We start from the raw sequence: 24323 nt of genomic DNA on the forward strand, positions 1-24323 counted from the left end.
CGGGTCGGTGGCTGGCGAAAGAGGGCACAGGATGCCAACGATCTCTCAGCTGATCCGCAAGCCGCGGACGGCGCAAAAGAGCCGGAACAAGGTCCCCGCGCTTGAGGCCTGCCCGCAGAAGCGTGGCGTGTGCACGCGCGTTTACACGACGACCCCGAAGAAGCCGAACTCGGCTCTGCGTAAGGTCGCCAAGGTTCGTCTGACGAACGGGTTCGAAGTCATCGGGTACATCCCGGGTGAAGGTCACAACCTTCAGGAGCACTCCGTGGTCATGATCCGCGGCGGCCGCGTGAAGGACCTTCCGGGTGTCCGTTATCACATCCTCCGCGGTGTTCTCGACACCCAGGGCGTGAAGAATCGTAAGCAGCGTCGTTCGAAGTACGGCGCGAAGCGGCCGAAGTAAGCCGTCAACCGTTATTGAGGTCAGCTCATGTCCCGCCGCCACAGCGCCGAAAAGCGTGAGATCATCCCGGATCCGAAGTTCGGGGATATCGTCGTCACCAAGTTCATGAACTCCATCATGTACGACGGCAAGAAGTCTGCTGCCGAGAGCATCGTCTATGGTGCCTTCGACAGCATCGAGAGCCGCGCCAAGGCGAACCCGCTCGAGGTCTTTAAGCAGGCACTCGACAACGTCGCTCCGGCGATCGAGGTCCGTTCCCGCCGCGTCGGCGGTGCGACCTACCAGGTCCCGGTCGAGGTTCGTGCCGAGCGCCGTCAGGCTCTCGCGATCCGCTGGATCATCCAGGCTGCCCGCGGACGCAACGACAAGACCATGGTCGAGCGTCTGTCCGCCGAGCTGCTCGATGCATCCAACAACCGCGGCAACGCCGTGAAGAAGCGCGAAGACACCCACCGTATGGCGGAAGCCAACCGTGCGTTCTCGCACTACCGCTGGTAACGGCCCGAGGAGCTGAGCGATGCCCCGCACGCACGCGATTGAGGACTACCGCAATTTCGGCATCATGGCCCACATTGATGCCGGCAAGACCACTACGACCGAGCGCATCCTGTACTACACTGGTAAGTCCCACAAGATCGGTGAAGTGCACGAGGGTGCCGCCACCATGGACTGGATGGAGCAGGAGCAGGAGCGTGGCATCACGATCACATCCGCTGCCACCACCTGCTTCTGGAACGACAAGCGCCTGAACATCATCGACACCCCCGGCCACGTCGACTTCACCATCGAAGTCGAGCGTTCGCTGCGCGTGCTCGACGGCGCCGTCTGCGTTCTCGACGGCAACCAGGGCGTCGAGCCCCAGACCGAGACCGTCTGGCGCCAGGCCGACAAGTACGACGTGCCCCGCATCGTGTTCGTCAACAAGATGGACAAGACCGGCGCCGACTTCTTCAAGTGCGTGGCCGACATCATCGACCGCGTGGCCGGCAAGCCCGTCTGCCTTCAGCTGCCGATCGGCGCCGAGAGCAACTTCCAGGGCGTGATCGACCTCATCAAGATGAAGGCGATCGTCTGGAACGGCGAGGCTCTGGGCGCTTCCTTCAGCGAGGAAGAGATCCCGGCCGACCTGAAGGACCAGGCTGTCGAGTATCGCGGCAAGCTGATCGAAGCTGCCGTCGAGATGGACGACGAGGCCATGATGGCTTACCTGGACGGCCAGGAGCCGGACGACGCGACCCTGCGCCGCCTGGTTCGTACCGCCGTGCAGCGCCGCGCGTTCCACCCGGTCCTGTGCGGATCGGCGTTCAAGAACAAGGGCGTTCAGCCGCTCCTCGACGCCGTCGTCGACTTCCTGCCGTCCCCCGTCGATCGTGGCGAGGTCGAAGGCATCGACTTCAAGACGGAAGAAGAGACCGTCCGCAAGCCGTCCGACCAGGACCCCTTCGCCATGCTCGCCTTCAAGATCATGGACGATCCCTTCGTGGGCACGATCACCTTCTGCCGCGTGTACTCGGGCAAGGTCGAGGCCGGTTCCTCGATCCTGAACTCGACCCGCGACAAGAAGGAGCGCGTCGGCCGCATGCTGCTCATGCATGCGAACAACCGCGAGGACATCAAGGAAGCTTATGCCGGCGACATCGTCGCCCTGGCCGGCCTCAAGGACGTCCGCACCGGCGACACGCTCTGCGATCCGATCAAGGCCGTGATCCTCGAGCGCATGGAGTTCCCGGAGCCGGTGATCGAGATCGCCATCGAGCCGAAGTCGAAGGCCGACCAGGAAAAGCTGGGCCTGGCACTCTCGAAGCTGGCTGCCGAGGACCCGTCCTTCCGCGTCTCGACCGACCAGGAGTCCGGTCAGACGATCCTGAAGGGCATGGGCGAGCTTCACCTCGACATCAAGGTCGATATTCTCCGTCGCACCTACAAGGTCGATGCGAACATCGGCGCTCCGCAGGTGGCTTATCGTGAGACGATCACGAAGAAGGCCGAGATCGACTACACCCACAAGAAGCAGACCGGCGGTACCGGCCAGTTCGCTCGCGTGAAGCTGGTTGTCCAGCCGAACGATCAGGGTGCGGGCTTCTCCTTCGAGTCGAAGATCGTCGGCGGTGCGGTTCCGAAGGAATACATCCCGGGTGTCGAAAAGGGCCTCCAGTCGGTTGTCGGCGCTGGCGTGATCGCCGGCTTCCCGGTGGTTGACGTCAAGGTCGAGCTCATCGACGGCGCCTTCCACGAAGTCGACTCGTCGGCCCTGGCCTTCGAAATCGCTTCTCGCGCCGCTCTCCGTGAGGCCCTCCAGAAGGGCGGATCGGTTCTGCTCGAGCCGGTGATGAAGGTCGAGGTCGTGACCCCCGAGGACTACACGGGTTCAGTCATCGGCGACCTCAACTCCCGTCGTGGCCAAATCCAGGGTCAGGACATGCGCGGCAACGCCGTGGTCATCAACGCGATGGTCCCGCTCGCCAACATGTTCGGCTACGTGAACACCCTGCGCTCCATGAGCCAGGGCCGGGCCAACTACACGATGCAGTTCGACCACTACGAGCAGGTGCCGTCGAACGTGGCTGCTGAGGTTCAGGCGAAGTACGCCTGAACCCACTAAGCGAATATTTGAACGATCAAAGGAACGGGTGCCACGATGGCGAAGGAAAAGTTTCAGCGCAATAAGCCGCACTGCAACATTGGGACGATTGGTCACGTGGACCATGGCAAGACGTCTCTGACGGCGGCGATCACGAAGGTTCTGGCGGAGTCGGGCGGGGCGACGTTTACGGCGTACGACCAGATCGACAAGGCTCCGGAAGAGAAGGCGCGCGGCATCACGATCTCGACCGCGCACGTGGAGTACGAGACCACGAACCGGCACTACGCCCACGTGGACTGCCCCGGTCACGCCGACTACGTGAAGAACATGATCACGGGTGCGGCGCAGATGGACGGGGCGATCCTGGTGGTGTCGTCGGCTGACGGCCCGATGCCGCAGACGCGCGAGCACATCCTGCTGGCGCGCCAGGTGGGCGTTCCGGCCCTGGTGGTGTTCATGAACAAGGTCGACATGGTGGACGACGCCGAGCTGCTCGACCTGGTTGAGCTGGAGGTGCGCGAGCTTCTGTCGAAGTACGACTTCCCGGGCGACGACATCCCGATCGTGAAGGGCTCGGCCCTGTGCGCTCTGGAGGACCGTTCGCCTGAGATCGGCCGGGACCGGGTTCTCGAGCTGATGGCCGAGGTGGACCGCTACATCCCGCAGCCGGAGCGTCCGGTGGATCTGCCGTTCCTGATGCCGATCGAGGACGTGTTCTCGATCTCGGGCCGCGGCACGGTGGTGACGGGTCGCGTCGAGCGCGGCATCGTGAAGGTCGGCGAGGAAGTGGAGATCGTGGGTCTGCGCGACACGCAGAAGACCACGGTGACGGGCGTCGAGATGTTCCGCAAGCTGCTCGACCAGGGCCAGGCGGGCGACAACGTGGGCGTTCTGCTGCGCGGCACGAAGCGCGAGGACGTGGAGCGCGGCCAGGTGCTGTGCAAGCCGGGCTCGATCAAGCCGCACACGAAGTTCAAGGCCGAGGCCTACATCCTGACGAAGGAAGAGGGCGGTCGTCATACGCCGTTCTTCGGCAACTACCGTCCGCAGTTCTACTTCCGCACGACGGACGTGACCGGCGTGGTGAAGCTGCCTGAGGGCACCGAGATGGTGATGCCGGGCGACAACATCACCATGGAAGTGGAGCTGATTGCTCCGATCGCCATGGAAGAGAAGCTGCGCTTCGCCATCCGCGAAGGCGGCCGTACCGTCGGCGCCGGCGTCGTCGCCGCCGTGATGGATTGATTTTAGAGGATCAAAGGACAGCGGCCGGGTTTCGGTCCGGCCGCTTCCCTTGTTGAATGGATAAGCCATGAACGGTCAAAACATTCGTATTCGCCTTAAGGCGTTCGACCACAGGATCCTCGACGCTTCGACACGGGAAATCGTGTCGACCGCGAAGCGGACCGGCGCTCAGGTTCGCGGGCCCATCCCGCTGCCGACGCGCATCGAGCGCTTTACGGTGCTTCGCTCGCCGCACATCGACAAGAAGTCGCGCGAGCAGTTCGAGATGCGCACTCACAAGCGTGTTCTCGATATCGTGGACCCCACCCCGCAGACGGTTGACGCTCTGATGAAGCTCGATCTCGCTGCTGGTGTGGACGTGGAAATCAAGCTCTAAGCCTTACGGCTTGGAGCCTTCGGTAGACACGCCGAGAGGATACGCACATGCGCTCAGGCGTCATTGCACAGAAAGTCGGGATGACCCGCATCTTCACGGATGCCGGCGAACATGTCCCGGTCACGGTTCTGAAGGTCGACAGCTGCCAGGTCGTCGCCCACCGGACCATGGAGAAGAACGGCTACACCGCGCTGCAGGTCGGCGTCGGCAAGGCCAAGGTCAAGAACGTTTCGAAGGCCGAGCGCGGCAGTTTCGCCGTGGCCCAGGTCGAGCCGAAGCGCAAGCTCGCGGAGTTCCGCGTGTCCGAGGATGCTGTCATCCCGGTCGGCGCCGAGATCACCGCTGATCACTTCATTGCCGGTCAGTTCGTGGACGTCACGGGCATCACCACCGGTAAGGGCTTCGCCGGCGGCATGAAGCGCTGGAACTTCGGCGGACTGCGCGCCACGCACGGCGTGTCGGTCTCCCACCGGTCGATCGGTTCGACCGGCGGACGCCAGGATCCGGGCAAGACGTTCAAGAACAAGAAAATGCCGGGTCACCTGGGCGTCGAGCGCGTCACCACGCAGAACCTGCGTGTCGTGTCGACCGACGTCGAGCGCGGTCTGATCCTCGTCGAGGGCGCCGTTCCGGGCGTCGCCGGCGGCTGGATCTTCGTCCGCGACGCGGTGAAGCGCAAGCTGCCGAAGGAAGTGCCGATGCCCGGCGCGTTCCGCACCGGCAATGAGGCTGCGCCGGCCGCCCAGGCTGAGCAGGCCCAAGAGGAGAACGCGTGATGAAGCTTGATGTCACCACGCTCGAAGGCGCGAGCGCCGGATCGGTCGACCTGAACGAGGCCATCTTCGGACTCGAGCCGCGCGCCGACCTGCTCGCCCGCTGCGTTCGCTGGCAGCTCGCTAAGCGCCAGGCCGGCACGCACGCCGTCAAGAATCGTTCGGACATCGACCGGACGACCAAGAAGGTCTACAAGCAGAAGGGCACCGGCAGCGCCCGCCACGGCGCCGCGAGTGCTCCCCAGTTCCGGGGCGGCGGTCGTGCCTTCGGCCCGCAGGTCCGCAGCCATGCGCACGACCTGCCCAAGAAGGTCCGCGCTCTTGCCCTGAAGCATGCGCTCTCGTCCAAGGCCAAGGACGCCTCGCTCGTCGTGATCGACGACGTGAAGCTCTCCGAGCCGAAGACGAAGGCTCTCGTCGAGCGCTTCGGCAAGCTCGGCCTCGGCAACGCGCTGATCATCGGCGGCGCCGAGATCGAGACGAACTTCCAGCGGGCTGCTCGCAACATCCCGAACATCGACGTCCTGCCGGTGCAGGGCATCAACGTCTATGACATCCTGCGTCGCGAGAAGCTCGTTCTCACGAAGTCGGCTGTCGATGCGCTGGAGGCGCGTTTCAAATGAGCCTGGACCCGCGCCATTACGATGTGATCGTAAGCCCGGTCATCACCGAGAAGGCCACGACCCTGTCCGAACAGAACAAGGTCGTCTTCAAGGTGCGGCTGGATGCGACGAAGCCGCAGATTAAGGAAGCGGTTGAGAAGCTGTTCGATGTCAAGGTGAAGAGCGTCAACACGCTTGTCACCAAGGGCAAAGTGAAGATGTTCCGCGGCACCCGCGGCCAGCGGTCGGACGTGAAGAAGGCGGTTGTAACCCTCGTTGAGGGCCAGACCATCGACGTCACGACGGGCCTCTGATCGGACGAGAGAGTGATCCGATGGCTTTGAAGACTTTCAAACCAATCACCCCCGGCCTGCGCCAGCTGGTGATCGTGGACCGCAGCGAGCTCTACAAGGGCAAGCCGGTCAAGAAGCTGACGGAGGGCAAGAGCTCCTCCGGCGGTCGTAACAATATGGGTCGCGTGACCGTCCGCTTCCGTGGCGGTGGTCACAAGCGCACCCTGCGCCTGGTCGACTTCAAGCGTCGCGCCCGTCTGGGCGATGCGGCGACCGTGGAGCGGATCGAGTACGATCCGAACCGCACCGCCTTCATCGCTCTGATCCGCTACGCCGACGGCGAGCAGTCGTACATCCTGGCTCCGCAGCGTCTGGCTGTCGGCGATCAGGTGGCGGCTGGCGAGCAGGTCGACATCAAGCCGGGCAATGCGATGCCGATCGGCAACATGCCGGTGGGAACGATCATCCACAACGTCGAGCTCAAGATCGGTAAGGGCGCGGCACTCGCCCGTTCCGCCGGTACCTACGCTCAGATCGTGGGTCGTGACCAGGGCTACGTGACGATCCGCCTAAGCTCGGGAGAGCAGCGCTTGGTCCATGGCCAGTGCTTCGCCAGTGTCGGCGCGGTGTCGAACCCGGACCACATGAACACCTCTGTCGGTAAGGCTGGTCGTAACCGGTGGCTCGGCAAGCGTCCGCACAACCGCGGCGTGGCCATGAACCCGATCGACCACCCGCACGGTGGTGGTGAGGGCCGTACCTCCGGTGGTCGTCATCCGGTGTCCCCGTGGGGCGTCCCGACCAAAGGCAAGAAAACCCGTTCGAACAAGCGGACCGACAAGTTCATCGTGTCGAGCCGCCACGCTCGGAAGAAGTAAGGATAGAGGCACGTCATGGCACGTTCGCTTTGGAAGGGTCCGTTCGTCGACGGCTACCTCCTCAAGAAGGCCGAGGCTGCCCGTTCCTCGGGCCGCAACGAGGTTATCAAGATCTGGAGCCGCCGCTCCACGATTCTCCCGCAGTTCGTGGGCCTCACTTTCGGGGTCTACAACGGTCAGAAGCACATTCCCGTCAACGTGAACGAGGAAATGGTGGGTCACAAGTTCGGCGAGTTCTCGCCGACCCGCACCTTCCACGGCCACGCGGCGGACAAGAAGGCGAAGAGGAAGTAAGATGGGTAAGGCCGCGACTCCTCGCGCACTGAGCGACACAGAGGCACAAGCCGTCGCTCGCATGCTGCGCGTCAGCCCCCAGAAGCTCAACCTTGTTGCGGCCCTTATCCGCGGCAAGAAGGTTTCTGCGGCTCTCGCCGATCTCGAGTTCTCCCGCAAGCGCATCGCGCGCGACGTGAAGAAGTGCCTCGAGAGCGCCATTGCGAACGCCGAGAACAACCACAATCTCGATGTGGACGATCTCGTCGTCAGCCAGGCCTTCGTCGGCAAGGCGCTTGTCATGAAGCGCTTCCACGCCCGGGCCCGCGGCCGGGGTGCTCGTATCATGAAGCCGTTCTCGAACCTCACGATCGTGGTTCGGGAAGTTGCCGAACAGGCATAAAGGAGAACCAGATGGGTCAGAAAGTTAACCCGATCGGTCTTCGGCTCGGCATCAACCGGACCTGGGACTCGCGCTGGTTCGCCGGCAAAGGCGAGTACGCCAAGCTGATGCATGAGGACATGGCGATCCGCGAAGCTCTCATGAAGCAGCTGAAGCAGGCCGCCGTTTCGAAGATCGTCATCGAACGTCCGCACAAGAAGTGTCGCGTCACCATCCACTCGGGTCGTCCGGGCGTGGTGATCGGCAAGAAGGGCGCCGACATCGAGAAGCTGCGCAAGCTCGTCTCGAAGATGACCGACGCCGATGTGGCGATCAACATTGTCGAGGTCCGTAAGCCGGAAGTCGACGCTACGCTGGTGGCCGACTCGATCGCCCAGCAGCTCGAGCGCCGTGTCGCTTTCCGCCGCGCCATGAAGCGTGCCGTTCAATCGGCCATGCGTCTGGGCGCCGAGGGTATCCGTATCAACTGCTCGGGCCGTCTGGGTGGCGCTGAAATCGCCCGCCTCGAATGGTACCGCGAGGGCCGCGTTCCGCTGCACACCCTGCGTGCGGACGTGGATTACGGTACGTCCACGGCCTTCACGACCTATGGCACCTGCGGCATCAAGGTCTGGATCTTCAAGGGCGAAATCCTTGAGCACGATCCGATGGCCCAGGACAAGCGGATGAACGACGAAGGAGGCCGCTCCGGTGGCCGCCGCGAGCAGGCGGCGTAACCGAGAGGTCAGGAGAGGTTTGCCATGTTGCAACCGAAGAAAACCAAGTTCCGTAAGCAATTCAAGGGCCGCATCTCTGGCACCGCGAAGGGCGGCACGGACCTCAACTTCGGCCAGTTCGGCCTGAAGGCGATGGAACCCGAGCGCGTCAACGCTCGTCAGATCGAGGCGGCTCGCCGCGCCATCACCCGCGCGATGAAGCGTGCGGGCCGGGTGTGGATCCGCATCTTCCCGGACGTGCCTGTGTCGACCAAGCCGACCGAAGTGCGTATGGGTAAGGGTAAGGGCGCTCCCGAGTACTGGGCGGCTAAGGTCAAGCCTGGCCGTATCATGTTCGAGATCGACGGCGTGCCGGAGGATATCGCTCGCGAGGCTCTTCGCCTCGGCGCCGCGAAGCTCCCAATCAAGACGCGCTTCATCCAGCGCATTGCCGAGTAAGGAGGGGATCATGAAGTCTAAGCAGAGAGCCTCCGACCTCAACGCGATGTCGCAGGACCAGCTGACGGACGAGCTGCTGAACCTGAAGAAGGAGCAGTTCAACCTCCGCTTCCAGCGCGCCACCGGCCAGCTCGAGAACACCGGACGTGTCCGCGAAGTCCGTCGGGACATCGCCCGCGTCAAGACGCTGCAGCGCCAGAAGGCCGCTGCGGCGAAGGCTTAAAGGGGATCAAGATGCCGAAGCGCGTTTTGCAGGGCGTCGTTGTCAGCGACAAGCAGGACAAGACGGTCGTTGTGAAGGTGGAACGCCGTTTCACGCACCCGGTCATGAAGAAGACCGTGCGTAAGACGAAGAACTACCATGCTCACGACGAGAACAACACAGCCAAGGTGGGCGACACGGTCTTCATCGAAGAGACCAAGCCGCTCTCCAAACTGAAGACCTGGGTGCTCGTCGACCAAGCGAAGGCTTAACAAAGCCTTCTCTAGGGGTTGTCAAACGGGGGCGGTTCGTGTATACGGCCGCCTCTCTCGACATTTGAAGGGCAGGGGACAAGAGATCCCCGTCAGGCGTAGTCCGGGGGGCAATCCTGCCTTGGCCCGGAAACCTGTCTGAAACAAAGGAAAGGATCAAAGCCATGATCCAGATGCAGACGAATCTTGACGTCGCCGATAATTCCGGCGCCCGTCGCGTGATGTGCATCAAGGTTCTCGGCGGTTCGAAGCGTAAGTACGCTTCCGTGGGCGATATCATCGTCGTATCCGTAAAAGAGGCTATTCCGCGCGGCCGCGTGAAGAAGGGCGATGTCATGAAGGCAGTCGTCGTTCGCACCGCGAAGGACATCCGCCGCGCTGACGGCTCAGTCATCCGCTTCGACCGGAATGCCGCCGTTCTGATCAACAATCAGAAAGAGCCGGTCGGCACCCGAATCTTCGGCCCGGTTCCGCGTGAACTGCGTGCCAAGAACCACATGAAAATCATTTCGCTTGCGCCGGAGGTGCTCTAATGGCCGCGAAGATCAAGAAGGGCGATAAGGTCGTCGTCCTGACCGGTCGCGACAAGGGCAAGACCGGTGAAGTCGTGCAGATGCTCCCGAAGGAAGAGCGCGCGGTCGTCCGCGGCGTCAACCTCGTGAAGCGTCACCAGCGCCAGACGGCGAATGCCGAAGGTGGCATCATCTCGAAAGAGGCGAGCATCCATCTGTCGAACCTGGCCTATGCGGACCCGAAGGACGGCAAGCCGACTCGGGTTGGTTTCAAAGTTCTGGAAGACGGCCGCAAGGTCCGTTTCGCCAAGCGTTCGGGGGACCTGATCGATGGCTAAGGCTCAGGTGGACGGCTACACGCCGCGGCTGAAGAAGCACTACGAGGAAGTGGTGCGTCCGAAGCTCATTGAAGAATTCGGCTACAAGAACCCCATGGAAGTGCCGACGATCGAGAAGATCGTGCTCAACATGGGCGTTGGCGAGTCGACCGCCGACTCGAAGAAGGCTTCGGTCGCTGCGGCTGACCTCGCTCTCATCGCCGGCCAGAAGCCGGTGATCACGAAGGCCCGCAAGGCTATCTCGCAGTTCAAGGTCCGCGAGAACATGCCGATCGGCGCCAAGGTCACGCTGCGCAAGGTTCGCATGTACGAGTTCCTTGACCGTCTCGTGACCATTGCTCTCCCGCGCGTCCGCGACTTCCGGGGCTTGAACCCCAAGTCGTTCGACGGCCGCGGCAACTACGCAATGGGCATCAAGGAGCACCTCGTGTTCCCTGAGATCAATTACGATAGGGTCGAGCAGGTTTGGGGCATGGACGTCGTCATCACCACCACGGCGAAGACCGACGAAGAAGCCCGCGCCCTGCTGCGTCACTTCAACTTCCCGTTCCGGCAGTGAGGATAGCTGTCCTCAAACGCGGACACTGGAGATAAAAGCATGGCAAAGAAAAGCGCTATTGAGAAGAACAAGCATCGTCGTGAGCTGGTGAAGAAGTTCGCCGGCCGTCGCGAGCGCCTTCTGGCGGTCGCCAACGACGAGTCGAAGTCCATGGAGGAGCGCTTCGAAGCGCGCCTCAAGCTGGCTGAGCTGCCGCGTAACGCGAGCAAGACCCGCATCCGCAACCGCTGCGAGATCACGGGCCGTCCGCGCGCCTACTACCGCAAACTCGGCATGTCCCGTATCGCTCTGCGGGAACTGGGCAACAAGGGCCTGATCCCGGGCCTCGTGAAGTCCAGCTGGTAAGGGGGAGGGCATCATATGATCAACGATCCGTTGGGCGATATGCTCACCCGTATCCGCAACGCGCAGATGCGCCGTCGCGGGTCCGTCTCCACCCCCGGCTCGAAGCTCCGCGCTCGCGTCCTCGAGGTTCTCAAGTCCGAGGGCTACATCCGCGACTACTCGCAGACTGAGTTCGGCAACGGCCGAACGGAGTTCTCGATCGAGCTCAAGTATTATGACGGTCAGCCGGTGATCCGCTCCATCGAGCGTGTCTCCAAGCCCGGCCGCCGCGTGTATGCCTCCGTCGACACCATGCCTCGCGTGGCCGACGGTCTGGGCATCACCATTCTCTCGACGCCGCAGGGCGTGATGGCCGATCACGAGGCCCGTGAGAAGAACGTGGGCGGCGAAGTGCTCTGCAAGGTCTTCTAAGGCCGAAGCACCCGCACAGAACCACGGAGATTCGAAAATGTCCCGAGTAGGCAAGAAGCCCGTTACGGTTCCGTCAGGTGTGACGGCTACCGTTGACGGTCAGATGGTGAAGGTTAAGGGCACGAAGGGCGAACTCTCGTTCCTCGTTCCTGAAGAAGTGTCGGTTGCTCTTGAGAACGGCGCCGTGTCGGTGAACCCGCGCGACGAGTCCAAGACGGCCCGTGCAAAATGGGGCATGTCCCGCGCCCAGGTGGCGAACCTGGTCGAAGGCGTGTCCAAGGGCTTCGAGAAGCGCCTTGAGATCAACGGCGTCGGTTACAAGGCCGCCGTTGCCGGCAAGGTGCTGAAGCTGTCGCTGGGCTACAGCCACGATATCGACTACGTGATCCCGGCCGGCGTGACGATCACGACGCCCCGTCCGACGGAGGTCGTCGTGGCCGGCATCGACAAGCAGGTCGTCGGTCAGACCGCCGCCGAGATCCGCGAATACCGCGGTCCGGAGCCCTACAAGGGCAAGGGCGTCAAGTACTCCGACGAGTTCATCTTCCGCAAGGAAGGCAAGAAGAAGTAAGGACGACGTATCATGGCTGAGAAGAAAGGCGCTGAAGATCGCCGCAAGGCTCGTGTGCGCCGTGCGATCAAGAAGGCAGCGAATGGCCGTCCGCGTTTGTCGGTCTTCCGTTCGTCCAAGCAGATCTACGCCCAGGTCATCGACGACGTGAGCGGCCATACGGTCGCCTCGGCTTCGACCCTCGAGGCTGACGTGAAGGGCAAGCTCAAGACCGGAGCCACCGTGGATGCGGCGAAGGAAGTGGGCAAGCTCGTTGCCGAGCGCGCGGTTCAGGCCGGCGTGAAGCAGGTCATCTTCGACCGCTCGGGCTACCTCTATCACGGCCGCGTCAAGGCTCTCGCCGACGCTGCCCGTGAAGGCGGTCTGGATTTCTAACGGCGGGTATAATCCAAGCAACCCTTAGCGAGCGGGCCCGCCGCCCGCGCAAGTGAGAGGTCTCATGGCTAGAGAACCCAGAGAACGTGCTGATCGCGAAGAGCGCGACAGCGAATTCGTGGACCGCCTGGTCCACATCAACCGCGTCGCCAAAGTCGTGAAGGGCGGCCGTCGCTTCGGCTTCGCCGCGCTTGTCGTCGTCGGCGACCAGAAGGGCCGCGTCGGCTTCGGCCACGGCAAGGCCCGTGAGGTGCCGGAAGCGATCCGCAAGGCCACCGATGCTGCCAAGCGCTCCATGATCCGCGTCGCCCTCCGCGAGGGCCGCACGCTCCACCACGACGTCAACGGCCGTCACGGCGCCGGCAAGGTCGTGCTGCGTGCCGCTCCCCAGGGTACCGGCATCATCGCCGGCGGCCCGATGCGCGCCGTTTTCGAAGTGGTGGGCATGCAGGACGTGGTCGCCAAGTCGCTCGGCTCGTCGAACCCCTACAACCTCGTGCGCGCCACCTTCGATGCGCTCAAGAACGAGGACAGCCCGCGTTCGGTCGCCGCTCGCCGCGGCCTGAAGGTCTCGACGCTGCAGGCTCGCCGCCGCGATGCGGATGCCAGCGAAGTCGCTGGCGCTGAAGCGTAAGGGAGGCTTTGACCATGGCAAAGAATCCTGCTTCGGCTGGTAAGACCGTCACCGTTGAGCAGATCGGCTCGCCGATCCGCCGCGAGGCCAAGCAGCGCCAGACGCTGATCGGCCTCAGGCTCAACAAGCTTCACCGTACCTCGACCTTGGAAGACACGCCGGCTGTGCGCGGCATGATCGAAAAGGTCAAGCACCTCGTGCGCGTTGTCGACGGGCAGTGAGGAGAGCGTCATGAAACTCAACGAAATTCGTGACAACGAAGGTTCCACCAAGAACCGCATGCGCGTGGGCCGTGGCATCGGCTCGGGCAAGGGCAAGACCGGTGGCCGCGGCGTGAAGGGTCAGAAGGCCCGTACCGGCGTGGCGATCAAGGGCTTCGAAGGCGGTCAGATGCCTCTGCACCGTCGTCTGCCGAAGCGCGGCTTCAACAAGCCGAACGCCATCGACCTGAACGAGGTCAATGTCGGGCGCATTCAGCAGGCCATCGAGGCCGGCAAGCTCGACACGGGTGCTCCCGTGACGGTCGAGACGCTTGTTGCCGCCGGCGTGGTGTCCAAGCCGCGCGACGGCGTGAAGATCCTCGGCGTCGGCGAGCTGACGGCGAAGCTTTCCTTCCAGGTCTACGGCGCGTCCAAATCGGCCGTCGAAGCGATCGAGAAGGCTGGTGGCTCGGTCACCCTGCTGGGTGCCGTTGCGCAGGCGTGAGCCCGCGCCCACATTGACTAAGATCCAAGCGGCGGCCCGCGTCTGATCGCGTGGCCGCCGTTTGCGTGATGACCGTCACGTACCAGGAATTTCGGGGACACAACTATGGCCTCAGCAGCCGAGCAACTTGCGGCAAACATCAATTTCGGCGCCATCGCCAAGGCCGATGAGCTGAAGAAGCGCATCTGGTTCACGTTGGGCGCGCTCATCGTCTACCGTCTCGGCACCTACATTCCGCTGCCCGGGATCGACCCGGAGGCTCTCCGGCAGAGCTTCCAGGGCGCCAGCGGCGGCGTGCTCGGTCTGTTCAACATGTTCTCGGGCGGTGCCGTGGAGCGCATGGCGATCTTCGCCCTGAACATCATGCCGTACATTTCGGCTTCGATCATCGTCCAGCTTCTGACATCCGTTCTGCCCTCCCTGGAGGCGCTCAAGAAGGAAGGGGAGGCAGGACGCAAGATCCTGAACCAGTATACGCGCTACCTCACCGTCTTCTTGGCCGTGTTTCAGTCCTGGGGCATCGCCGTAGGGCTGCAGAGCTCCGGCACGATCGTACAGTCGCCGGGGCCGTTCTTCCTGGTCTCGACCGTAATCACACTGACCGGCGGAACCATGTTCCTCATGTGGCTGGGCGAGCAGATCACGTCGCGCGGCATCGGCAACGGCACCTCTCTGATAATCTTCGCCGGCATCGTGGCGAACCTGCCGACGGCGGTCGCCGGCACCCTCGAGCTGGGCCGCCAGGGCGCGATCTCGACGGGCCTGATTCTCGGAGTGATCGTGATGGCGGTCGCCATCATCTACTTCGTGGTGTTCATGGAGCGCGCGCAGCGCCGCTTGCTGATCAACTATCCGAAGCGCCAGGTCGGCAACCGGATGTACGAGGGTCAAACGTCGTTCCTGCCGCTCAAGCTGAACACCTCCGGCGTCATCCCGCCGATCTTCGCGTCCTCGCTGCTGCTGCTGCCGGCGACCATTGCCAGCTTTCAGACGAACACGGACGGGACCGGCTTCATCTCGATGCTGACCGCCTATCTGGGCCACGGGCGTCCCGCCTACATGTTCCTGTACGCGGCGCTAATCGTGTTCTTCGCCTTCTTCTACACGGCGATCGTCTTCAACCCGACCGAGACGGCGGACAACCTGAAGAAACAGGGCGGCTTCATTCCCGGCATCCGCCCGGGCGAGCGCACGGCCGACTTCATCGACCAGGTGCTGACGCGTATCACTGTGCTCGGCGCCGCCTACCTGGTGATCATCTGCCTGATTCCCGAACTGCTGGTATCCTACGCGGCTTTGCCATTCTACTTTGGCGGCACTTCGCTTCTGATCGTCGTGTCTGTTACGATGGACACGGTCGCTCAGGTGCATGGCCATCTCTTGGCTCACCAGTACGAGGGTCTCGTCAAGAAGGCGAAGCTCAAGGGCGCACGTAGACGCTAAGGTTCAACGCTTCGCCTGCAGGCGAGCACATTCGACGAAGTCAGGGGGACGTCGATGAGGATGATTCTGCTGGGGCCGCCGGGGGCCGGGAAAGGCACTCAGGCCGTTCGCCTGGTCGACAGGTTGGGTATTCCCCAGCTTTCAACGGGCGACATGCTCCGCGCAGCCGTGGCGGCCGGCACGCCGGTCGGCCTCAAGGCCAAGGCCGTCATGGATCGCGGCGATCTCGTATCGGACGAGATCGTCGTCGGCATTATCGCCGACCGAATTGAGGAGGCAGATGCCAGGAACGGCTTCATCCTCGACGGTTTCCCCCGGACGGTCGCCCAGGCTGAGGCCTTCGACGCCATGCTGGCTGCCAAAGGCCTCAAGCTCGACGCGGTCATCGAGTTCAAGGTGAACGAGGCCGAGCTCGTCGACCGGATCGTCAAGCGCGCCCGGGAAACCGAGGCTCGTGGAGAACCCGTCCGCAAGGACGACAATCCGGACGTGTTCAAGACCCGCCTGGAGGCTTACCGGACTCAGACGGCTCCGCTTTCGGCCTATTATGCCGAGAAGGGCATGCTGAAGACCGTCGACGGCATGAGGCCGATCGACGAGGTCACCGATGCGGTCAAGGGAATCGTCGGTCGCTGAACAACAGGGCTTGACGAACGGGTTAATTTCCGTTAGGGGCAAGCTCTTGCACAAGAACCTGCAGATCCAGAGGGCTTCCTGAGAAGCCGCTCTGGTTTGCTGTGTTTTGCATAAGTAACCCGCGCAGGGGCCGGCCTCCACCGGACGCGCGACAACCAAAACCCGAAGCATCTGCTTCCCATATGGAGACGGACAATGGCCCGTATCGCAGGCGTCAACATCCCGACCGCAAAGCGCGTCGTGATCGCCCTTCAGTACATCCACGGCATTGGGCCCAAGAAGGCCCAGGAGATCGTCGAGAAGGTCAACATCCCGGCCGAGCGCCGCGTGAATCAGCTGACCGACGCCGAAGTTCTGGCTATCCGCGAGACGATCGACCGCGACTATATCGTGGAAGGCGATCTGCGCCGCGAAGTGTCCATGAACATCAAGCGCCTCATGGATCTCGCCGCCTACCGTGGACTGCGCCACCGTCGCAGCCTTCCGGTCCGCGGTCAGCGCACCCATACGAACGCCCGTACCCGCAAGGGCAAGGCGAAGCCGATCGCCGGCAAGAAGAAGTAATTCTATCCGGCCACCCGCCATGGGTGGCCTTTTCTCCCGAGCGCCTGGAACGACGGGCGCGCTTGAAGGATCTTTGGAATGGCTAAAGAAGCTACCCGCGTCCGCCGCCGCGAACGCAAGAACATCGTTTCCGGCGTGGCACATGTGAACGCCTCGTTCAACAACACCATGATCACCATCACCGACGCCCAGGGCAACACGATCTCCTGGTCCTCGGCCGGCGCCATGGGTTTCAAGGGTTCGCGTAAGTCGACCCCGTACGCGGCGCAGATCGCCGCTGAAGATGCGGCCCGCAAGGCGGCCGAGCACGGCATGCGCACCCTCGAGGTCGAGGTGTCCGGCCCCGGCTCCGGCCGTGAGTCCGCTCTGCGCGCCCTCCAGTCGGCCGGCTTCACCGTCACGTCGATCCGTGACGTGACGCCGATCCCGCACAACGGCTGCCGCCCGCGCAAGCGTCGCCGCGTCTAAGGTTATCCGGCGCGTGGGTCCAAAGCCCACGCGCGTTCCGGTTTAAAGGGCTGGCCGCAAGCCTCCCTTCAAGCCGTACCTCATGAGGTGTGGTTGTGATCCAAAAGAACTGGCAAGAGCTGATTAAGCCGAACAAGCTTGAAGTCGCCCCCGGTGACGATCCGAAGCGCATCGCGACGGTCGTGGCCGAGCCGCTCGAGCGTGGCTTCGGCACGACGCTCGGCAACTCGCTGCGCCGGGTCCTCCTGTCGTCGCTCCAGGGCGCGGCCGTGACGGCGATCCATATCGATGGCGTGCTGCACGAGTTCTCGTCCATCCCGGGCGTCCGTGAGGACGTGACCGACATCGTCCTCAACGTGAAGACGATCGCCATCAAGATGCAGGGCGAGGGTGCGAAGCGCATGACGCTCCGCAAGACCGGCCCTGGCGCCGTGACCGCCGGTGACATCAACACGATCGGCGACGTGCAGATCCTGAACCCCGATCTCGTTCTCTGCACCCTCGACGAGGGCGCCGAGATCCGCATGGAGTTCACGGTCGACACCGGCAAGGGCTACGTTCCGGCCGAGCGCAACCGCTCCGAGGACGCTCCGATCGGACTGATCCCGGTCGACTCGCTCTATAGCCCGGTGAAGAAGGTCTCCTATCGCATCGAGAACACCCGCGAAGGCCAGATTCTCGACTACGACAAGCTGATCATGACGGTCGAGACCAACGGCGCCGTGACCCCTGAGGATGCCGTGGCCTATGCCGCCCGGATCCTGCAGGACCAGCTCCAGGTTTTCGTCAACTTCGAAGAGCCGCGCAAGGAAGAGGCCGCTGCCGCCGCGCCGCAGCTGCCGTTCAACCCGGCTCTTCTCAAGAAGGTCGACGAGCTCGAGCTGTCGGTCCGTTCGGCGAACTGCCTGAAGAACGACAACATCGTCTATATCGGCGACCTGATCCAGAAGTCAGAGGCGGAAATGCTCCGCACCCCGAACTTCGGCCGCAAGTCGCTCAACGAGATCAAGGAAGTTCTGGCCGGCATGGGCCTGCACCTCGGCATGGACGTGCCGGGCTGGCCGCCGGAGAATATCGAAGACCTCGCGAAGCGCTTCGAAGAGCACTACTAAGTTCGTCGGAGCCGCCGTCCTTCATGAGCGGCGGCTCCTTCATCTGCCCCACCTTAAGGGTGGTCAATCAAGAGAGGCGGTCCGTTCCTTGGCACGGCGGCCGTAGAATCTAGGAGAAAGCCAATGCGTCACGGATTCCGTGGTCGTCGCTTCAACCGCACGACCGAACACCGCAAGGCCATGTTCGCCAATATGGCGGCTGCGCTGATCAAGCACGAGCAGATCGTCACGACGCTGCCGAAGGCGAAGGACCTGCGTCCCGTCGTCGAGAAGCTGATCACCCTCGGCAAGCGCGGCGACATGCATGCCCGCCGCCTCGCCATGTCCAAGCTGCGCGACGAGACCATGGTCAAGAAGCTTTTCGACGTGCTGGGCAAGCGCTACCAGGACCGCAACGGCGGCTATACCCGCGTCCTGAAGGCAGGCTTCCGCTACGGCGACAACGCTCCGCTGGCCGTGATCGAGTTCGTGGACCGCGACGTCGATGCGCGCGGTCAGGATTCGGGCCCGACCCAGAAGGACGAGCTCGTCGAGGCAGCCGAGTAAGTCTCGGCTCCAGAGATTTCATCAAGGGCGGTCTTCGGACCGCCCTTTTTGTTTGAAACGGTCAATCTGACGTTGCGGAACTTGGTGTTTCGAGTTCCGCGCTCTATCGAATGACCTCGCCGATCAAAGGATTCGCCCGTTATGCGCTCTTCGCCTTTTCGCCTGTCACTGTCCGCTGTCCTGCTCGCTCTCGGGGTCGCAGGAGCGCAGGGCCAGACGCAACGCGTGATCCCCGATAGCCAAGCCCAGGTTCAGCTCTCCTTCGCGCCTGTGGTGCGGCAGACGGCCGGGTCGGTCGTGAACGTCTATGCCAGCCGCTCGGAACGCCGGCAGAACGCCGCCATGGAGGAGTATTTTCGCCGTTTCTTCGGCGACAACGCCCCGGGTGTTCCGCGCGGCCGGTCGCAGAGCTCCCTCGGGTCCGGGGTCATCGTCGATCCGTCCGGGCTCGTGATCACGAACAACCATGTGATCGAGAACATGAACGAGGTGAAGGTCGCGCTTGCGGATCGGCGAGAATTCGCAGCCGATATTCTCCTGCGCGATCCGCGCACCGACATCGCCGTGCTGAAGCTCAAGGACGCCACGAATCTTCAGGCCGTCGAACTCGGCGATTCTGAAGCCCTGCAGGTCGGCGATCTCGTGCTGGCCATCGGAAACCCTTTCGGTGTCGGACAGACGGTCACACAGGGGATCGTCTCGGCCCTTGCCCGCACCCAGGTCGGCATTTCCGACTACCAATTCTTCATCCAGACGGATGCCGCCATCAACCCGGGTAATTCCGGCGGCGCTCTCATCGATATGAACGGCCGCGTGGTCGGCATCAACACGGCGATCTATTCCCGGTCCGGCGGCAGCATCGGCATCGGCTTCGCCGTTCCGTCGAGCATGGTCCGGGTGGTGCTGAATTCCGCCAAGGGAGGCGCAAAGAACGTGGTGCGGCCTTGGCTCGGCGCGCGCCTCCAGCCGGTGGACGGCGACATTGCCAGTGGTCTTGGCCTCGAACGTCCCACAGGCGTTCTCGTGACCTCCGTCTATGACAAGGGGCCCGCCGCCGAGGCGGGACTCAAGCGCGGTGACGCGATCCTGATGGTCGACGGGCAGCCGGTCGATAATCCGGATTCCTTCGGTTACCGCTTCACCCTCAAGGGCACCCAGGGCCAAGCCCCGCTGACCGTTCTCCGGAGCGGCAAGCAGACGACGATCCCGGTCAGGCTGATGCCCCCGCCGGAAAACCCGCCTAGGGAGCCGGTGCGCGGGAAGGCCCGGACGCCGTTCGCCGGTGCGACCCTCGTGAACATGTCGCCGGCCGTCGCGGACGAACTGCAGATCGAGATCGCCGACGATGGTATCGTCGTGGCGGATCTGGAGGATCGCAGCGTCGCGGCCAGCGTGGGCTTCGAAAAGGGTGACCAGATCGTGGCTATCAACGGCGAACGCGTGACATCGACGAAGGACGCGGATCGCCTGATCAACCGCAACGGCGGTTATTGGGAGATCACCGTCAACCGCGGTGGACGGGTCTTTACGACGGTGCTCGGCCGGTGAGCACCTGGACAATCTCGACCGATCTGGCGCCGCCGGATGTCGAGACCGCCTATCGCTGGATATCGGCCGAGAGCTACTGGGCCAAGGGTTTGCCGCGGGACATGTTCGAGAGGTCCGTGGCGAATTCCTTGTGTTTCGGCCTCCATGACGCCGCGGACGATCTGCGGGGCTTCGCCCGGGTCGTGACCGATCGCGCCACGTTCGCCTATCTCTGCGACGTCTATGTCTGCGCCTCGGTCAGAGGGCAGGGCGCCGGCAAGGCCTTGATCCGGGCCATCATGGGGCATCCCGAGCTGCAGCTTCTCCGGCGCTGGATGCTCGTAACGCGCGATGCCCACAGGCTTTATGAGCCGTTCGGCTTCCAAACCCCTGAAAATCCTGAAAGACTCATGGTGCGGCTGGATCCCGACGTCTATGCGCGCTTGAGCTCTGCATCACAATGAGCGATCTGTTCTCATCTGCCGGCCTGGACCGGAACGCGCCTCGTCCCCTGGCGGACAGGATGCGTCCGACCAAGCTGTCCGAGGTGGTCGGCCAAGATCATCTGGTCGGGCCCGACGGCATCCTCACCCGGCTCATCGCGTCCAAGACGCTGGGATCCCTCGTCTTCTGGGGACCACCCGGCACCGGCAAGACCACCGTGGCGCGGCTGCTCGCTCATGAGACGGATCTTCATTTCGAGCAGATTTCGGCGATCTTTTCCGGCGTGGCCGATCTCAAGAAAGTCTTCGAGGCGGCGCGCCATCGCCGCTCCACCGGCAAGGGCACGCTGCTCTTCGTCGACGAGATCCACCGCTTCAACCGGGCTCAGCTCGACGCGTTTCTGCCGGTGATGGAAGACGGCACCATCACGCTGGTGGGAGCGACTACGGAGAACCCGTCCTTCGAGCTGAATGCGGCGCTTCTCTCCCGCGCCCGCGTGCTCCTGTTCAAGTCGCTCGACGAAACGGCCATCGGGCAGATCCTGGCCCGGGCCGAGGAGGTCACAGAGAAGACACTGCCCCTCGACGATGAGGCGAAGGCGTCCCTCGTGCGGATGGCGGACGGGGACGGGCGGGCCGTGTTGACGCTCGCCGAGGAGGTCTGGCGCTCGGCGAAGCCCGGCGAGGTCTTCGACGCGGAGCAGCTGCAGGAGATCATCCAGCGCCGCGCCCCGATCTACGACAAGGGTCAGGAAGGCCATTACAACCTCATCTCCGCCCTGCATAAAACCATCCGTGGATCGGACCCGGATGCGGCACTGTACTATCTGACCCGCATGCTCGACGCAGGCGAGGACCGGCTCTTCATCGCGCGCAGGCTGGTCCGGGCGGCCGTGGAGGACATCGGCATGGCCGATCCGCAGGCCCTGGTCATCGCCAATGCGGCCAAGGATGCCTTCGATTTCCTCGGCTCCCCGGAGGGGGAACTGGCCCTCGCGCAGGCGGCCGTCTATCTCGCCACCGCGCCGAAATCGAACGCGCTCTATACCGCCTACAAGTCCGCTACCCGGGTGGCGAAGGAGCATGGCTCTCTCATGCCGCCCAAGACGATCCTCAACGCGCCGACCAAGCTCATGAAGCAGATCGGCTACGGCGAGAGCTATGCCTATGACCACGACGAGCCGGATGCATTCTCCGGGCAGGATTACTGGCCCGAGAAGCTGGGGCGGAAATCGTTCTACGAACCCGTGGACCGTGGCTTCGAGCGGGAGATCAGGAAGCGGCTGGAGTGGTGGGAGAGGCTGCGCCGGGAGCGGCGCAGTGGAAACGGCGAATAGCCCATGAAGGCGTATCTCCTCGTCTTTCTAGGCGCAGGCATCGGCGGTGCTCTCCGGCACGGGGTGAATGTCGGCTGCGCCCGCATGTGCGGGACGGCATTCCCCTGGGGGACGCTGACGGTAAACGTTGTGGGGTCCTTCGTCATGGGAGCCCTTGCGGGATGGCTCGCCTTCAAGGCCGGCGAGGGCTGGAGCCAGCCACTCCGCTTGTTCCTCACGACTGGGATCCTGGGCGGCTTCACCACCTTCTCGGCCTTTTCCCTCGATGCGGTGCTGATCTGGGAACGGGGGCAGGCTGGGATTGCGGCAACCTATGTCATTGCCTCGCTCATTCTCTCCATCGCAGGATTGGCTGTCGGTCTCGGGTTGATCCGGGCGGTCTCCGGCTAAACCTCGATTGCCGCCCGCGCGGCGCTCTGGTACCCACAGATTCATGAGAAAAAGCGGTTCAGGACAGAATGGCGCCCGTGGCGGGCGCTCGGGTGCCCGGCAGGGTTTTCGCTCGCGCGAGGACAAGCCCGCCCGCAAGTCGGCCCCGGCCAAGCAGCGCACGGCGAAATCGGCGGCTGGCACAACCCGCGCGCCATCAACACTGCGCGAGAAGCCGGCCGCGCGTCCCAAGCAGCCGGGACCTGCCGCGGAGGCTCCTCGCGGTCCGACCCGGGCTCAGGCCAAGGCGGCCGCCCAGGAGGTGCTGGCGACCGGCGTTCAGACTCTCGTGGTCGAACCGGACGAGGCCGACATGCGCGTCGACCGTTTCCTGGTCGCCCGGTTCCCGCAGCTCGCCTTCACCCATATCCAGCGTATCGTCCGAAAAGGGGAGCTGCGCATCGACGGAAAGCGGGCGCAGCCGAACGAGCGTCTGATGCCCGGCCAGAAGGTCCGCGTCCCGCCTCTGAAGCTCGATCAGCCGCGTCCGGTTTCCCGCAGCGCGGCCAAGGACCAGGACGACCGCGACTTCCTAAAGTCGATCACGCTTTACGAGGATAAGGACGTTCTCATCATCAACAAGCCGATGGGCCTTGCGGTCCAGGGCGGGTCGGGCACGAAGCGGCATGTGGACGGAATGCTCGATGCTCTGACCGACGAGGATGGGCAGAAACCGCGCCTCGTGCATCGTCTCGACAAGGACACGGCCGGCTGCCTCGTGATCGCCAAGACGCGCTTTGCCGCGTCCACCATGGCGAAATCCTTCCGCTCTCGCACCACCCGCAAGATCTACTGGGCGCTCGTGGCCGGCGTGCCACGCGTCCGTCAGGGCAGGGTCTCGACCTATCTCGCCAAGGAGGGGGACGAGGGCGATTCCCGCATGCGGGTCGCGCGCCATGGGGACGAGGGTGCGAGCCATGCGCTCACCTACTACGCGGTGGTCGATACGGCCGCTCAGAAGCTCGCCTGGCTGTCGCTGAAGCCGGTCACGGGGCGCACGCACCAGCTGCGCGCCCACACGGCCCATATCGGGCACCCCATCGTCGGCGACCCGAAATATTTCGACATCGAGAACTGGGAGCTGCCCGGCGGCATTCAAAACAAGCTGCATCTGCTGGCGCGCCGCATCGTCATCGCGCATCCGCGCACAGGCAAGCCTATTGACGTGACGGCGCCGCTGCCGCCGCACATGCAGCAGAGCTTCAACCTGCTCGGGCTCGACACGAGCCGTTACGACCCCATCGTCGAGGCACCTGAAGAGTAGCCTCCATACCTCCTTCGCTCTTCGTCCCTGTCGCACTTTCGCCGCGCATGGAGCGCAGCATCGAGCGTCTCGTCAGCCCTTCGGCTGTCTGAGTGACTGGCAGGGAGGAGATCGATGGAACACAAGCCTCTTGATCAGCTCCGTAGCGTAGCCGACGTTCAGCCGAGACCTTTGTCCCGCGAGGAACGACTCCAGCGGTGGATCGATCTGCTCGAAACGGATCCCAAGCGCCGCCTCAGCTCCCTTGGTGAAATCGAGTACAAGCCGCCAGCGGAGCGCGCGCTGCTCCGCGAGGACGACTCGCCGCTCACTGTGGCCTATGAGGACCCCGTCCTGCGCGCGGACGGGTTGTCGAGCGACCGGCTCGGCGATGCCATGCGCTACTTCGCCCTGTCGGATGGCCAGGCTCACTATGCCCTCTGCTCCTGCCTGAGCGGCCGCACGATGGAGGCCGGGACCTGTGCTCAGAGATTGCGGAATGCGACCGGCAATGTCGCCTGGGAGTCGGCAGTCGGCGCTTGGTTACTGGCCGCCCTGGCCGTCAGTCTGCCGGGCCTCGTCTATCTGTTGAGCTGAGCAGGGCCGCACCATGGATGGCCTCGTCAGGAGGCGGTGAGGCCTCCTGATGGAGCCTTGACCATTGCGG

General features: G+C 63.6%; 37 protein-coding genes. All 37 read left to right on the forward strand.

The window, feature by feature from the left end; genetic code table 11:
• The first annotated feature begins 31 nt into the window (after positions 1 to 31).
• The gene (gene rpsL, locus HPT29_RS09205; RefSeq protein ID WP_009764294.1) at positions 32 to 403 is read left to right on the forward strand and encodes a 30S ribosomal protein S12; all 372 of its coding nucleotides are present in this window, start codon (positions 32 to 34) and stop codon (positions 401 to 403) included.
• 27 nt (positions 404 to 430) lie between these two features.
• Positions 431 to 901, forward strand: a complete 471-nt coding sequence (rpsG, locus tag HPT29_RS09210; protein WP_036358330.1) for a 30S ribosomal protein S7 — start codon at positions 431 to 433, stop codon at positions 899 to 901.
• A gap of 19 nt (positions 902 to 920) precedes the next feature.
• A complete protein-coding gene (gene fusA / locus HPT29_RS09215) occupies positions 921 to 2996 on the forward strand; it encodes an elongation factor G (protein WP_173945006.1) in 2076 nt (691 codons plus the stop codon).
• 45 nt (positions 2997 to 3041) lie between these two features.
• The gene (gene tuf, locus HPT29_RS09220) at positions 3042 to 4232 is read left to right on the forward strand and encodes an elongation factor Tu (RefSeq protein WP_259060525.1); all 1191 of its coding nucleotides are present in this window, start codon (positions 3042 to 3044) and stop codon (positions 4230 to 4232) included.
• A gap of 67 nt (positions 4233 to 4299) precedes the next feature.
• A complete protein-coding gene (rpsJ, locus tag HPT29_RS09225; RefSeq protein WP_009764298.1) occupies positions 4300 to 4608 on the forward strand; it encodes a 30S ribosomal protein S10 in 309 nt (102 codons plus the stop codon).
• A gap of 47 nt (positions 4609 to 4655) precedes the next feature.
• Positions 4656 to 5384: a 50S ribosomal protein L3 gene (gene rplC, locus HPT29_RS09230; protein ID WP_173945702.1), complete on the forward strand. Its 729-nt coding sequence runs from the start codon at positions 4656 to 4658 to the stop codon at positions 5382 to 5384.
• The gene (gene rplD, locus HPT29_RS09235; protein WP_173945701.1) at positions 5384 to 6004 is read left to right on the forward strand and encodes a 50S ribosomal protein L4; all 621 of its coding nucleotides are present in this window, start codon (positions 5384 to 5386) and stop codon (positions 6002 to 6004) included. Before rplC ends, rplD begins: the two co-directional genes overlap by 1 nt.
• Complete coding sequence (locus HPT29_RS09240) at positions 6001 to 6297, forward strand: 50S ribosomal protein L23 (protein ID WP_114947420.1); 297 nt, start codon at positions 6001 to 6003, stop codon at positions 6295 to 6297. Before rplD ends, HPT29_RS09240 begins: the two co-directional genes overlap by 4 nt.
• Positions 6298 to 6317: 20 nt before the next feature.
• Positions 6318 to 7154 (forward strand): 50S ribosomal protein L2, encoded by an 837-nt coding sequence (rplB, locus tag HPT29_RS09245; protein WP_173945700.1) that lies wholly within the window; start codon positions 6318 to 6320, stop codon positions 7152 to 7154.
• Between the two features lie 15 nt (positions 7155 to 7169).
• The gene (gene rpsS, locus HPT29_RS09250) at positions 7170 to 7448 is read left to right on the forward strand and encodes a 30S ribosomal protein S19 (protein ID WP_173945699.1); all 279 of its coding nucleotides are present in this window, start codon (positions 7170 to 7172) and stop codon (positions 7446 to 7448) included.
• Position 7449: 1 nt separating this feature from the next.
• Entirely contained in the window at positions 7450 to 7830 is a 381-nt protein-coding gene (gene rplV, locus HPT29_RS09255; protein WP_152712967.1) for a 50S ribosomal protein L22, read from the forward strand.
• Between the two features lie 11 nt (positions 7831 to 7841).
• On the forward strand, positions 7842 to 8546 hold the full coding sequence (gene rpsC / locus HPT29_RS09260; protein ID WP_036358354.1) for a 30S ribosomal protein S3: 705 nt from the start codon (positions 7842 to 7844) through the stop codon (positions 8544 to 8546).
• A gap of 24 nt (positions 8547 to 8570) precedes the next feature.
• Positions 8571 to 8984: a 50S ribosomal protein L16 gene (gene rplP / locus HPT29_RS09265; protein ID WP_009764306.1), complete on the forward strand. Its 414-nt coding sequence runs from the start codon at positions 8571 to 8573 to the stop codon at positions 8982 to 8984.
• 10 nt (positions 8985 to 8994) lie between these two features.
• Complete coding sequence (gene rpmC / locus HPT29_RS09270) at positions 8995 to 9207, forward strand: 50S ribosomal protein L29 (protein ID WP_114947418.1); 213 nt, start codon at positions 8995 to 8997, stop codon at positions 9205 to 9207.
• Between the two features lie 11 nt (positions 9208 to 9218).
• Positions 9219 to 9458, forward strand: coding sequence for a 30S ribosomal protein S17 (rpsQ, locus tag HPT29_RS09275; RefSeq protein WP_099511396.1), 240 nt, complete (start codon positions 9219 to 9221; stop codon positions 9456 to 9458).
• 164 nt (positions 9459 to 9622) lie between these two features.
• Positions 9623 to 9991 carry a 50S ribosomal protein L14 gene (gene rplN, locus HPT29_RS09280; protein WP_009764309.1) on the forward strand — a complete coding sequence of 123 codons (369 nt, stop codon included), beginning with the start codon at positions 9623 to 9625 and terminating at the stop codon, positions 9989 to 9991.
• Entirely contained in the window at positions 9991 to 10308 is a 318-nt protein-coding gene (gene rplX, locus HPT29_RS09285) for a 50S ribosomal protein L24 (protein WP_173945698.1), read from the forward strand. The genes rplN and rplX overlap by 1 nt, the downstream gene beginning before the upstream one ends.
• The gene (gene rplE, locus HPT29_RS09290; protein ID WP_173945697.1) at positions 10301 to 10867 is read left to right on the forward strand and encodes a 50S ribosomal protein L5; all 567 of its coding nucleotides are present in this window, start codon (positions 10301 to 10303) and stop codon (positions 10865 to 10867) included. Before rplX ends, rplE begins: the two co-directional genes overlap by 8 nt.
• Before the next feature lie 39 nt (positions 10868 to 10906).
• Positions 10907 to 11212 carry a 30S ribosomal protein S14 gene (gene rpsN / locus HPT29_RS09295; protein ID WP_036358373.1) on the forward strand — a complete coding sequence of 102 codons (306 nt, stop codon included), beginning with the start codon at positions 10907 to 10909 and terminating at the stop codon, positions 11210 to 11212.
• A 15-nt stretch (positions 11213 to 11227) separates the two neighbouring features.
• A complete protein-coding gene (gene rpsH, locus HPT29_RS09300) occupies positions 11228 to 11623 on the forward strand; it encodes a 30S ribosomal protein S8 (RefSeq protein ID WP_173945696.1) in 396 nt (131 codons plus the stop codon).
• Between the two features lie 37 nt (positions 11624 to 11660).
• Positions 11661 to 12194, forward strand: a complete 534-nt coding sequence (gene rplF / locus HPT29_RS09305; RefSeq protein ID WP_173945695.1) for a 50S ribosomal protein L6 — start codon at positions 11661 to 11663, stop codon at positions 12192 to 12194.
• A 12-nt stretch (positions 12195 to 12206) separates the two neighbouring features.
• Positions 12207 to 12569, forward strand: a complete 363-nt coding sequence (rplR, locus tag HPT29_RS09310; protein ID WP_173945694.1) for a 50S ribosomal protein L18 — start codon at positions 12207 to 12209, stop codon at positions 12567 to 12569.
• Between the two features lie 64 nt (positions 12570 to 12633).
• Positions 12634 to 13203 (forward strand): 30S ribosomal protein S5, encoded by a 570-nt coding sequence (gene rpsE, locus HPT29_RS09315; protein WP_173945693.1) that lies wholly within the window; start codon positions 12634 to 12636, stop codon positions 13201 to 13203.
• Positions 13204 to 13217: 14 nt separating this feature from the next.
• The gene (gene rpmD / locus HPT29_RS09320) at positions 13218 to 13424 is read left to right on the forward strand and encodes a 50S ribosomal protein L30 (RefSeq protein ID WP_173945692.1); all 207 of its coding nucleotides are present in this window, start codon (positions 13218 to 13220) and stop codon (positions 13422 to 13424) included.
• A gap of 10 nt (positions 13425 to 13434) precedes the next feature.
• The gene (gene rplO, locus HPT29_RS09325) at positions 13435 to 13908 is read left to right on the forward strand and encodes a 50S ribosomal protein L15 (protein ID WP_173945691.1); all 474 of its coding nucleotides are present in this window, start codon (positions 13435 to 13437) and stop codon (positions 13906 to 13908) included.
• Between the two features lie 105 nt (positions 13909 to 14013).
• The gene (gene secY / locus HPT29_RS09330) at positions 14014 to 15351 is read left to right on the forward strand and encodes a preprotein translocase subunit SecY (protein ID WP_173945690.1); all 1338 of its coding nucleotides are present in this window, start codon (positions 14014 to 14016) and stop codon (positions 15349 to 15351) included.
• A gap of 54 nt (positions 15352 to 15405) precedes the next feature.
• Entirely contained in the window at positions 15406 to 15987 is a 582-nt protein-coding gene (locus tag HPT29_RS09335) for an adenylate kinase (protein ID WP_173945689.1), read from the forward strand.
• Between the two features lie 195 nt (positions 15988 to 16182).
• Entirely contained in the window at positions 16183 to 16551 is a 369-nt protein-coding gene (rpsM, locus tag HPT29_RS09340) for a 30S ribosomal protein S13 (protein ID WP_173945688.1), read from the forward strand.
• 78 nt (positions 16552 to 16629) lie between these two features.
• Positions 16630 to 17019 (forward strand): 30S ribosomal protein S11, encoded by a 390-nt coding sequence (rpsK, locus tag HPT29_RS09345; protein ID WP_009764323.1) that lies wholly within the window; start codon positions 16630 to 16632, stop codon positions 17017 to 17019.
• A gap of 89 nt (positions 17020 to 17108) precedes the next feature.
• Complete coding sequence (locus HPT29_RS09350) at positions 17109 to 18131, forward strand: DNA-directed RNA polymerase subunit alpha (protein ID WP_173945687.1); 1023 nt, start codon at positions 17109 to 17111, stop codon at positions 18129 to 18131.
• Positions 18132 to 18254: 123 nt separating this feature from the next.
• Positions 18255 to 18677, forward strand: a complete 423-nt coding sequence (rplQ, locus tag HPT29_RS09355) for a 50S ribosomal protein L17 (RefSeq protein WP_173945686.1) — start codon at positions 18255 to 18257, stop codon at positions 18675 to 18677.
• A gap of 141 nt (positions 18678 to 18818) precedes the next feature.
• Complete coding sequence (locus tag HPT29_RS09360; protein WP_173945685.1) at positions 18819 to 20225, forward strand: Do family serine endopeptidase; 1407 nt, start codon at positions 18819 to 18821, stop codon at positions 20223 to 20225.
• Complete coding sequence (locus HPT29_RS09365; RefSeq protein WP_210271944.1) at positions 20222 to 20668, forward strand: GNAT family N-acetyltransferase; 447 nt, start codon at positions 20222 to 20224, stop codon at positions 20666 to 20668. The genes HPT29_RS09360 and HPT29_RS09365 overlap by 4 nt, the downstream gene beginning before the upstream one ends.
• Positions 20665 to 21984 (forward strand): replication-associated recombination protein A, encoded by a 1320-nt coding sequence (locus tag HPT29_RS09370; protein WP_173945684.1) that lies wholly within the window; start codon positions 20665 to 20667, stop codon positions 21982 to 21984. Before HPT29_RS09365 ends, HPT29_RS09370 begins: the two co-directional genes overlap by 4 nt.
• A 3-nt stretch (positions 21985 to 21987) precedes the next feature.
• A complete protein-coding gene (crcB, locus tag HPT29_RS09375; RefSeq protein WP_173945683.1) occupies positions 21988 to 22374 on the forward strand; it encodes a fluoride efflux transporter CrcB in 387 nt (128 codons plus the stop codon).
• Positions 22375 to 22417: 43 nt separating this feature from the next.
• The gene (locus HPT29_RS09380) at positions 22418 to 23677 is read left to right on the forward strand and encodes an RluA family pseudouridine synthase (RefSeq protein WP_173945682.1); all 1260 of its coding nucleotides are present in this window, start codon (positions 22418 to 22420) and stop codon (positions 23675 to 23677) included.
• 114 nt (positions 23678 to 23791) lie between these two features.
• Complete coding sequence (locus tag HPT29_RS09385; RefSeq protein WP_173945681.1) at positions 23792 to 24253, forward strand: hypothetical protein; 462 nt, start codon at positions 23792 to 23794, stop codon at positions 24251 to 24253.
• The last annotated feature ends 70 nt before the right edge of the window (positions 24254 to 24323 follow it).

The sequence above is a fragment of the Microvirga terrae genome (assembly GCF_013307435.2).
Taxonomy (GTDB): Bacteria; Pseudomonadota; Alphaproteobacteria; order Rhizobiales; family Beijerinckiaceae; genus Microvirga; species Microvirga terrae.

What these genes read in the sequence shown, in the direction of transcription:
- rplB (WP_173945700.1), top strand. Translation starts at nt 6,318, where the DNA reads ATGGCTTTGAAGACTTTCAAACCAATCACCCCCGGCCTGCGCCAGCTG.
- rplX (WP_173945698.1), top strand. Translation starts at nt 9,991, where the DNA reads ATGGCCGCGAAGATCAAGAAGGGCGATAAGGTCGTCGTCCTGACCGGT.
- rplO (WP_173945691.1), top strand. Translation starts at nt 13,435, where the DNA reads ATGAAACTCAACGAAATTCGTGACAACGAAGGTTCCACCAAGAACCGC.
- HPT29_RS09385 (WP_173945681.1), top strand. Translation starts at nt 23,792, where the DNA reads ATGGAACACAAGCCTCTTGATCAGCTCCGTAGCGTAGCCGACGTTCAG.
- tuf (WP_259060525.1), top strand. Translation starts at nt 3,042, where the DNA reads ATGGCGAAGGAAAAGTTTCAGCGCAATAAGCCGCACTGCAACATTGGG.
- rplF (WP_173945695.1), top strand. Translation starts at nt 11,661, where the DNA reads ATGTCCCGAGTAGGCAAGAAGCCCGTTACGGTTCCGTCAGGTGTGACG.
- crcB (WP_173945683.1), top strand. Translation starts at nt 21,988, where the DNA reads ATGAAGGCGTATCTCCTCGTCTTTCTAGGCGCAGGCATCGGCGGTGCT.
- rpsH (WP_173945696.1), top strand. Translation starts at nt 11,228, where the DNA reads ATGATCAACGATCCGTTGGGCGATATGCTCACCCGTATCCGCAACGCG.
- HPT29_RS09380 (WP_173945682.1), top strand. Translation starts at nt 22,418, where the DNA reads ATGAGAAAAAGCGGTTCAGGACAGAATGGCGCCCGTGGCGGGCGCTCG.
- rpsN (WP_036358373.1), top strand. Translation starts at nt 10,907, where the DNA reads ATGGCAAAGAAAAGCGCTATTGAGAAGAACAAGCATCGTCGTGAGCTG.
- fusA (WP_173945006.1), top strand. Translation starts at nt 921, where the DNA reads ATGCCCCGCACGCACGCGATTGAGGACTACCGCAATTTCGGCATCATG.
- rpsC (WP_036358354.1), top strand. Translation starts at nt 7,842, where the DNA reads ATGGGTCAGAAAGTTAACCCGATCGGTCTTCGGCTCGGCATCAACCGG.
- rpsL (WP_009764294.1), top strand. Translation starts at nt 32, where the DNA reads ATGCCAACGATCTCTCAGCTGATCCGCAAGCCGCGGACGGCGCAAAAG.
- rpmD (WP_173945692.1), top strand. Translation starts at nt 13,218, where the DNA reads ATGGCAAAGAATCCTGCTTCGGCTGGTAAGACCGTCACCGTTGAGCAG.
- rplN (WP_009764309.1), top strand. Translation starts at nt 9,623, where the DNA reads ATGATCCAGATGCAGACGAATCTTGACGTCGCCGATAATTCCGGCGCC.
- rplD (WP_173945701.1), top strand. Translation starts at nt 5,384, where the DNA reads ATGAAGCTTGATGTCACCACGCTCGAAGGCGCGAGCGCCGGATCGGTC.
- rpsS (WP_173945699.1), top strand. Translation starts at nt 7,170, where the DNA reads ATGGCACGTTCGCTTTGGAAGGGTCCGTTCGTCGACGGCTACCTCCTC.
- rpmC (WP_114947418.1), top strand. Translation starts at nt 8,995, where the DNA reads ATGAAGTCTAAGCAGAGAGCCTCCGACCTCAACGCGATGTCGCAGGAC.
- rpsK (WP_009764323.1), top strand. Translation starts at nt 16,630, where the DNA reads ATGGCTAAAGAAGCTACCCGCGTCCGCCGCCGCGAACGCAAGAACATC.
- rplC (WP_173945702.1), top strand. Translation starts at nt 4,656, where the DNA reads ATGCGCTCAGGCGTCATTGCACAGAAAGTCGGGATGACCCGCATCTTC.
- rpsM (WP_173945688.1), top strand. Translation starts at nt 16,183, where the DNA reads ATGGCCCGTATCGCAGGCGTCAACATCCCGACCGCAAAGCGCGTCGTG.
- rplR (WP_173945694.1), top strand. Translation starts at nt 12,207, where the DNA reads ATGGCTGAGAAGAAAGGCGCTGAAGATCGCCGCAAGGCTCGTGTGCGC.
- rpsQ (WP_099511396.1), top strand. Translation starts at nt 9,219, where the DNA reads ATGCCGAAGCGCGTTTTGCAGGGCGTCGTTGTCAGCGACAAGCAGGAC.
- rplV (WP_152712967.1), top strand. Translation starts at nt 7,450, where the DNA reads ATGGGTAAGGCCGCGACTCCTCGCGCACTGAGCGACACAGAGGCACAA.
- HPT29_RS09335 (WP_173945689.1), top strand. Translation starts at nt 15,406, where the DNA reads ATGAGGATGATTCTGCTGGGGCCGCCGGGGGCCGGGAAAGGCACTCAG.
- rpsE (WP_173945693.1), top strand. Translation starts at nt 12,634, where the DNA reads ATGGCTAGAGAACCCAGAGAACGTGCTGATCGCGAAGAGCGCGACAGC.
- rplE (WP_173945697.1), top strand. Translation starts at nt 10,301, where the DNA reads ATGGCTAAGGCTCAGGTGGACGGCTACACGCCGCGGCTGAAGAAGCAC.
- HPT29_RS09240 (WP_114947420.1), top strand. Translation starts at nt 6,001, where the DNA reads ATGAGCCTGGACCCGCGCCATTACGATGTGATCGTAAGCCCGGTCATC.
- rplQ (WP_173945686.1), top strand. Translation starts at nt 18,255, where the DNA reads ATGCGTCACGGATTCCGTGGTCGTCGCTTCAACCGCACGACCGAACAC.
- rpsG (WP_036358330.1), top strand. Translation starts at nt 431, where the DNA reads ATGTCCCGCCGCCACAGCGCCGAAAAGCGTGAGATCATCCCGGATCCG.
- secY (WP_173945690.1), top strand. Translation starts at nt 14,014, where the DNA reads ATGGCCTCAGCAGCCGAGCAACTTGCGGCAAACATCAATTTCGGCGCC.
- rplP (WP_009764306.1), top strand. Translation starts at nt 8,571, where the DNA reads ATGTTGCAACCGAAGAAAACCAAGTTCCGTAAGCAATTCAAGGGCCGC.
- rpsJ (WP_009764298.1), top strand. Translation starts at nt 4,300, where the DNA reads ATGAACGGTCAAAACATTCGTATTCGCCTTAAGGCGTTCGACCACAGG.
- HPT29_RS09370 (WP_173945684.1), top strand. Translation starts at nt 20,665, where the DNA reads ATGAGCGATCTGTTCTCATCTGCCGGCCTGGACCGGAACGCGCCTCGT.
- HPT29_RS09360 (WP_173945685.1), top strand. Translation starts at nt 18,819, where the DNA reads ATGCGCTCTTCGCCTTTTCGCCTGTCACTGTCCGCTGTCCTGCTCGCT.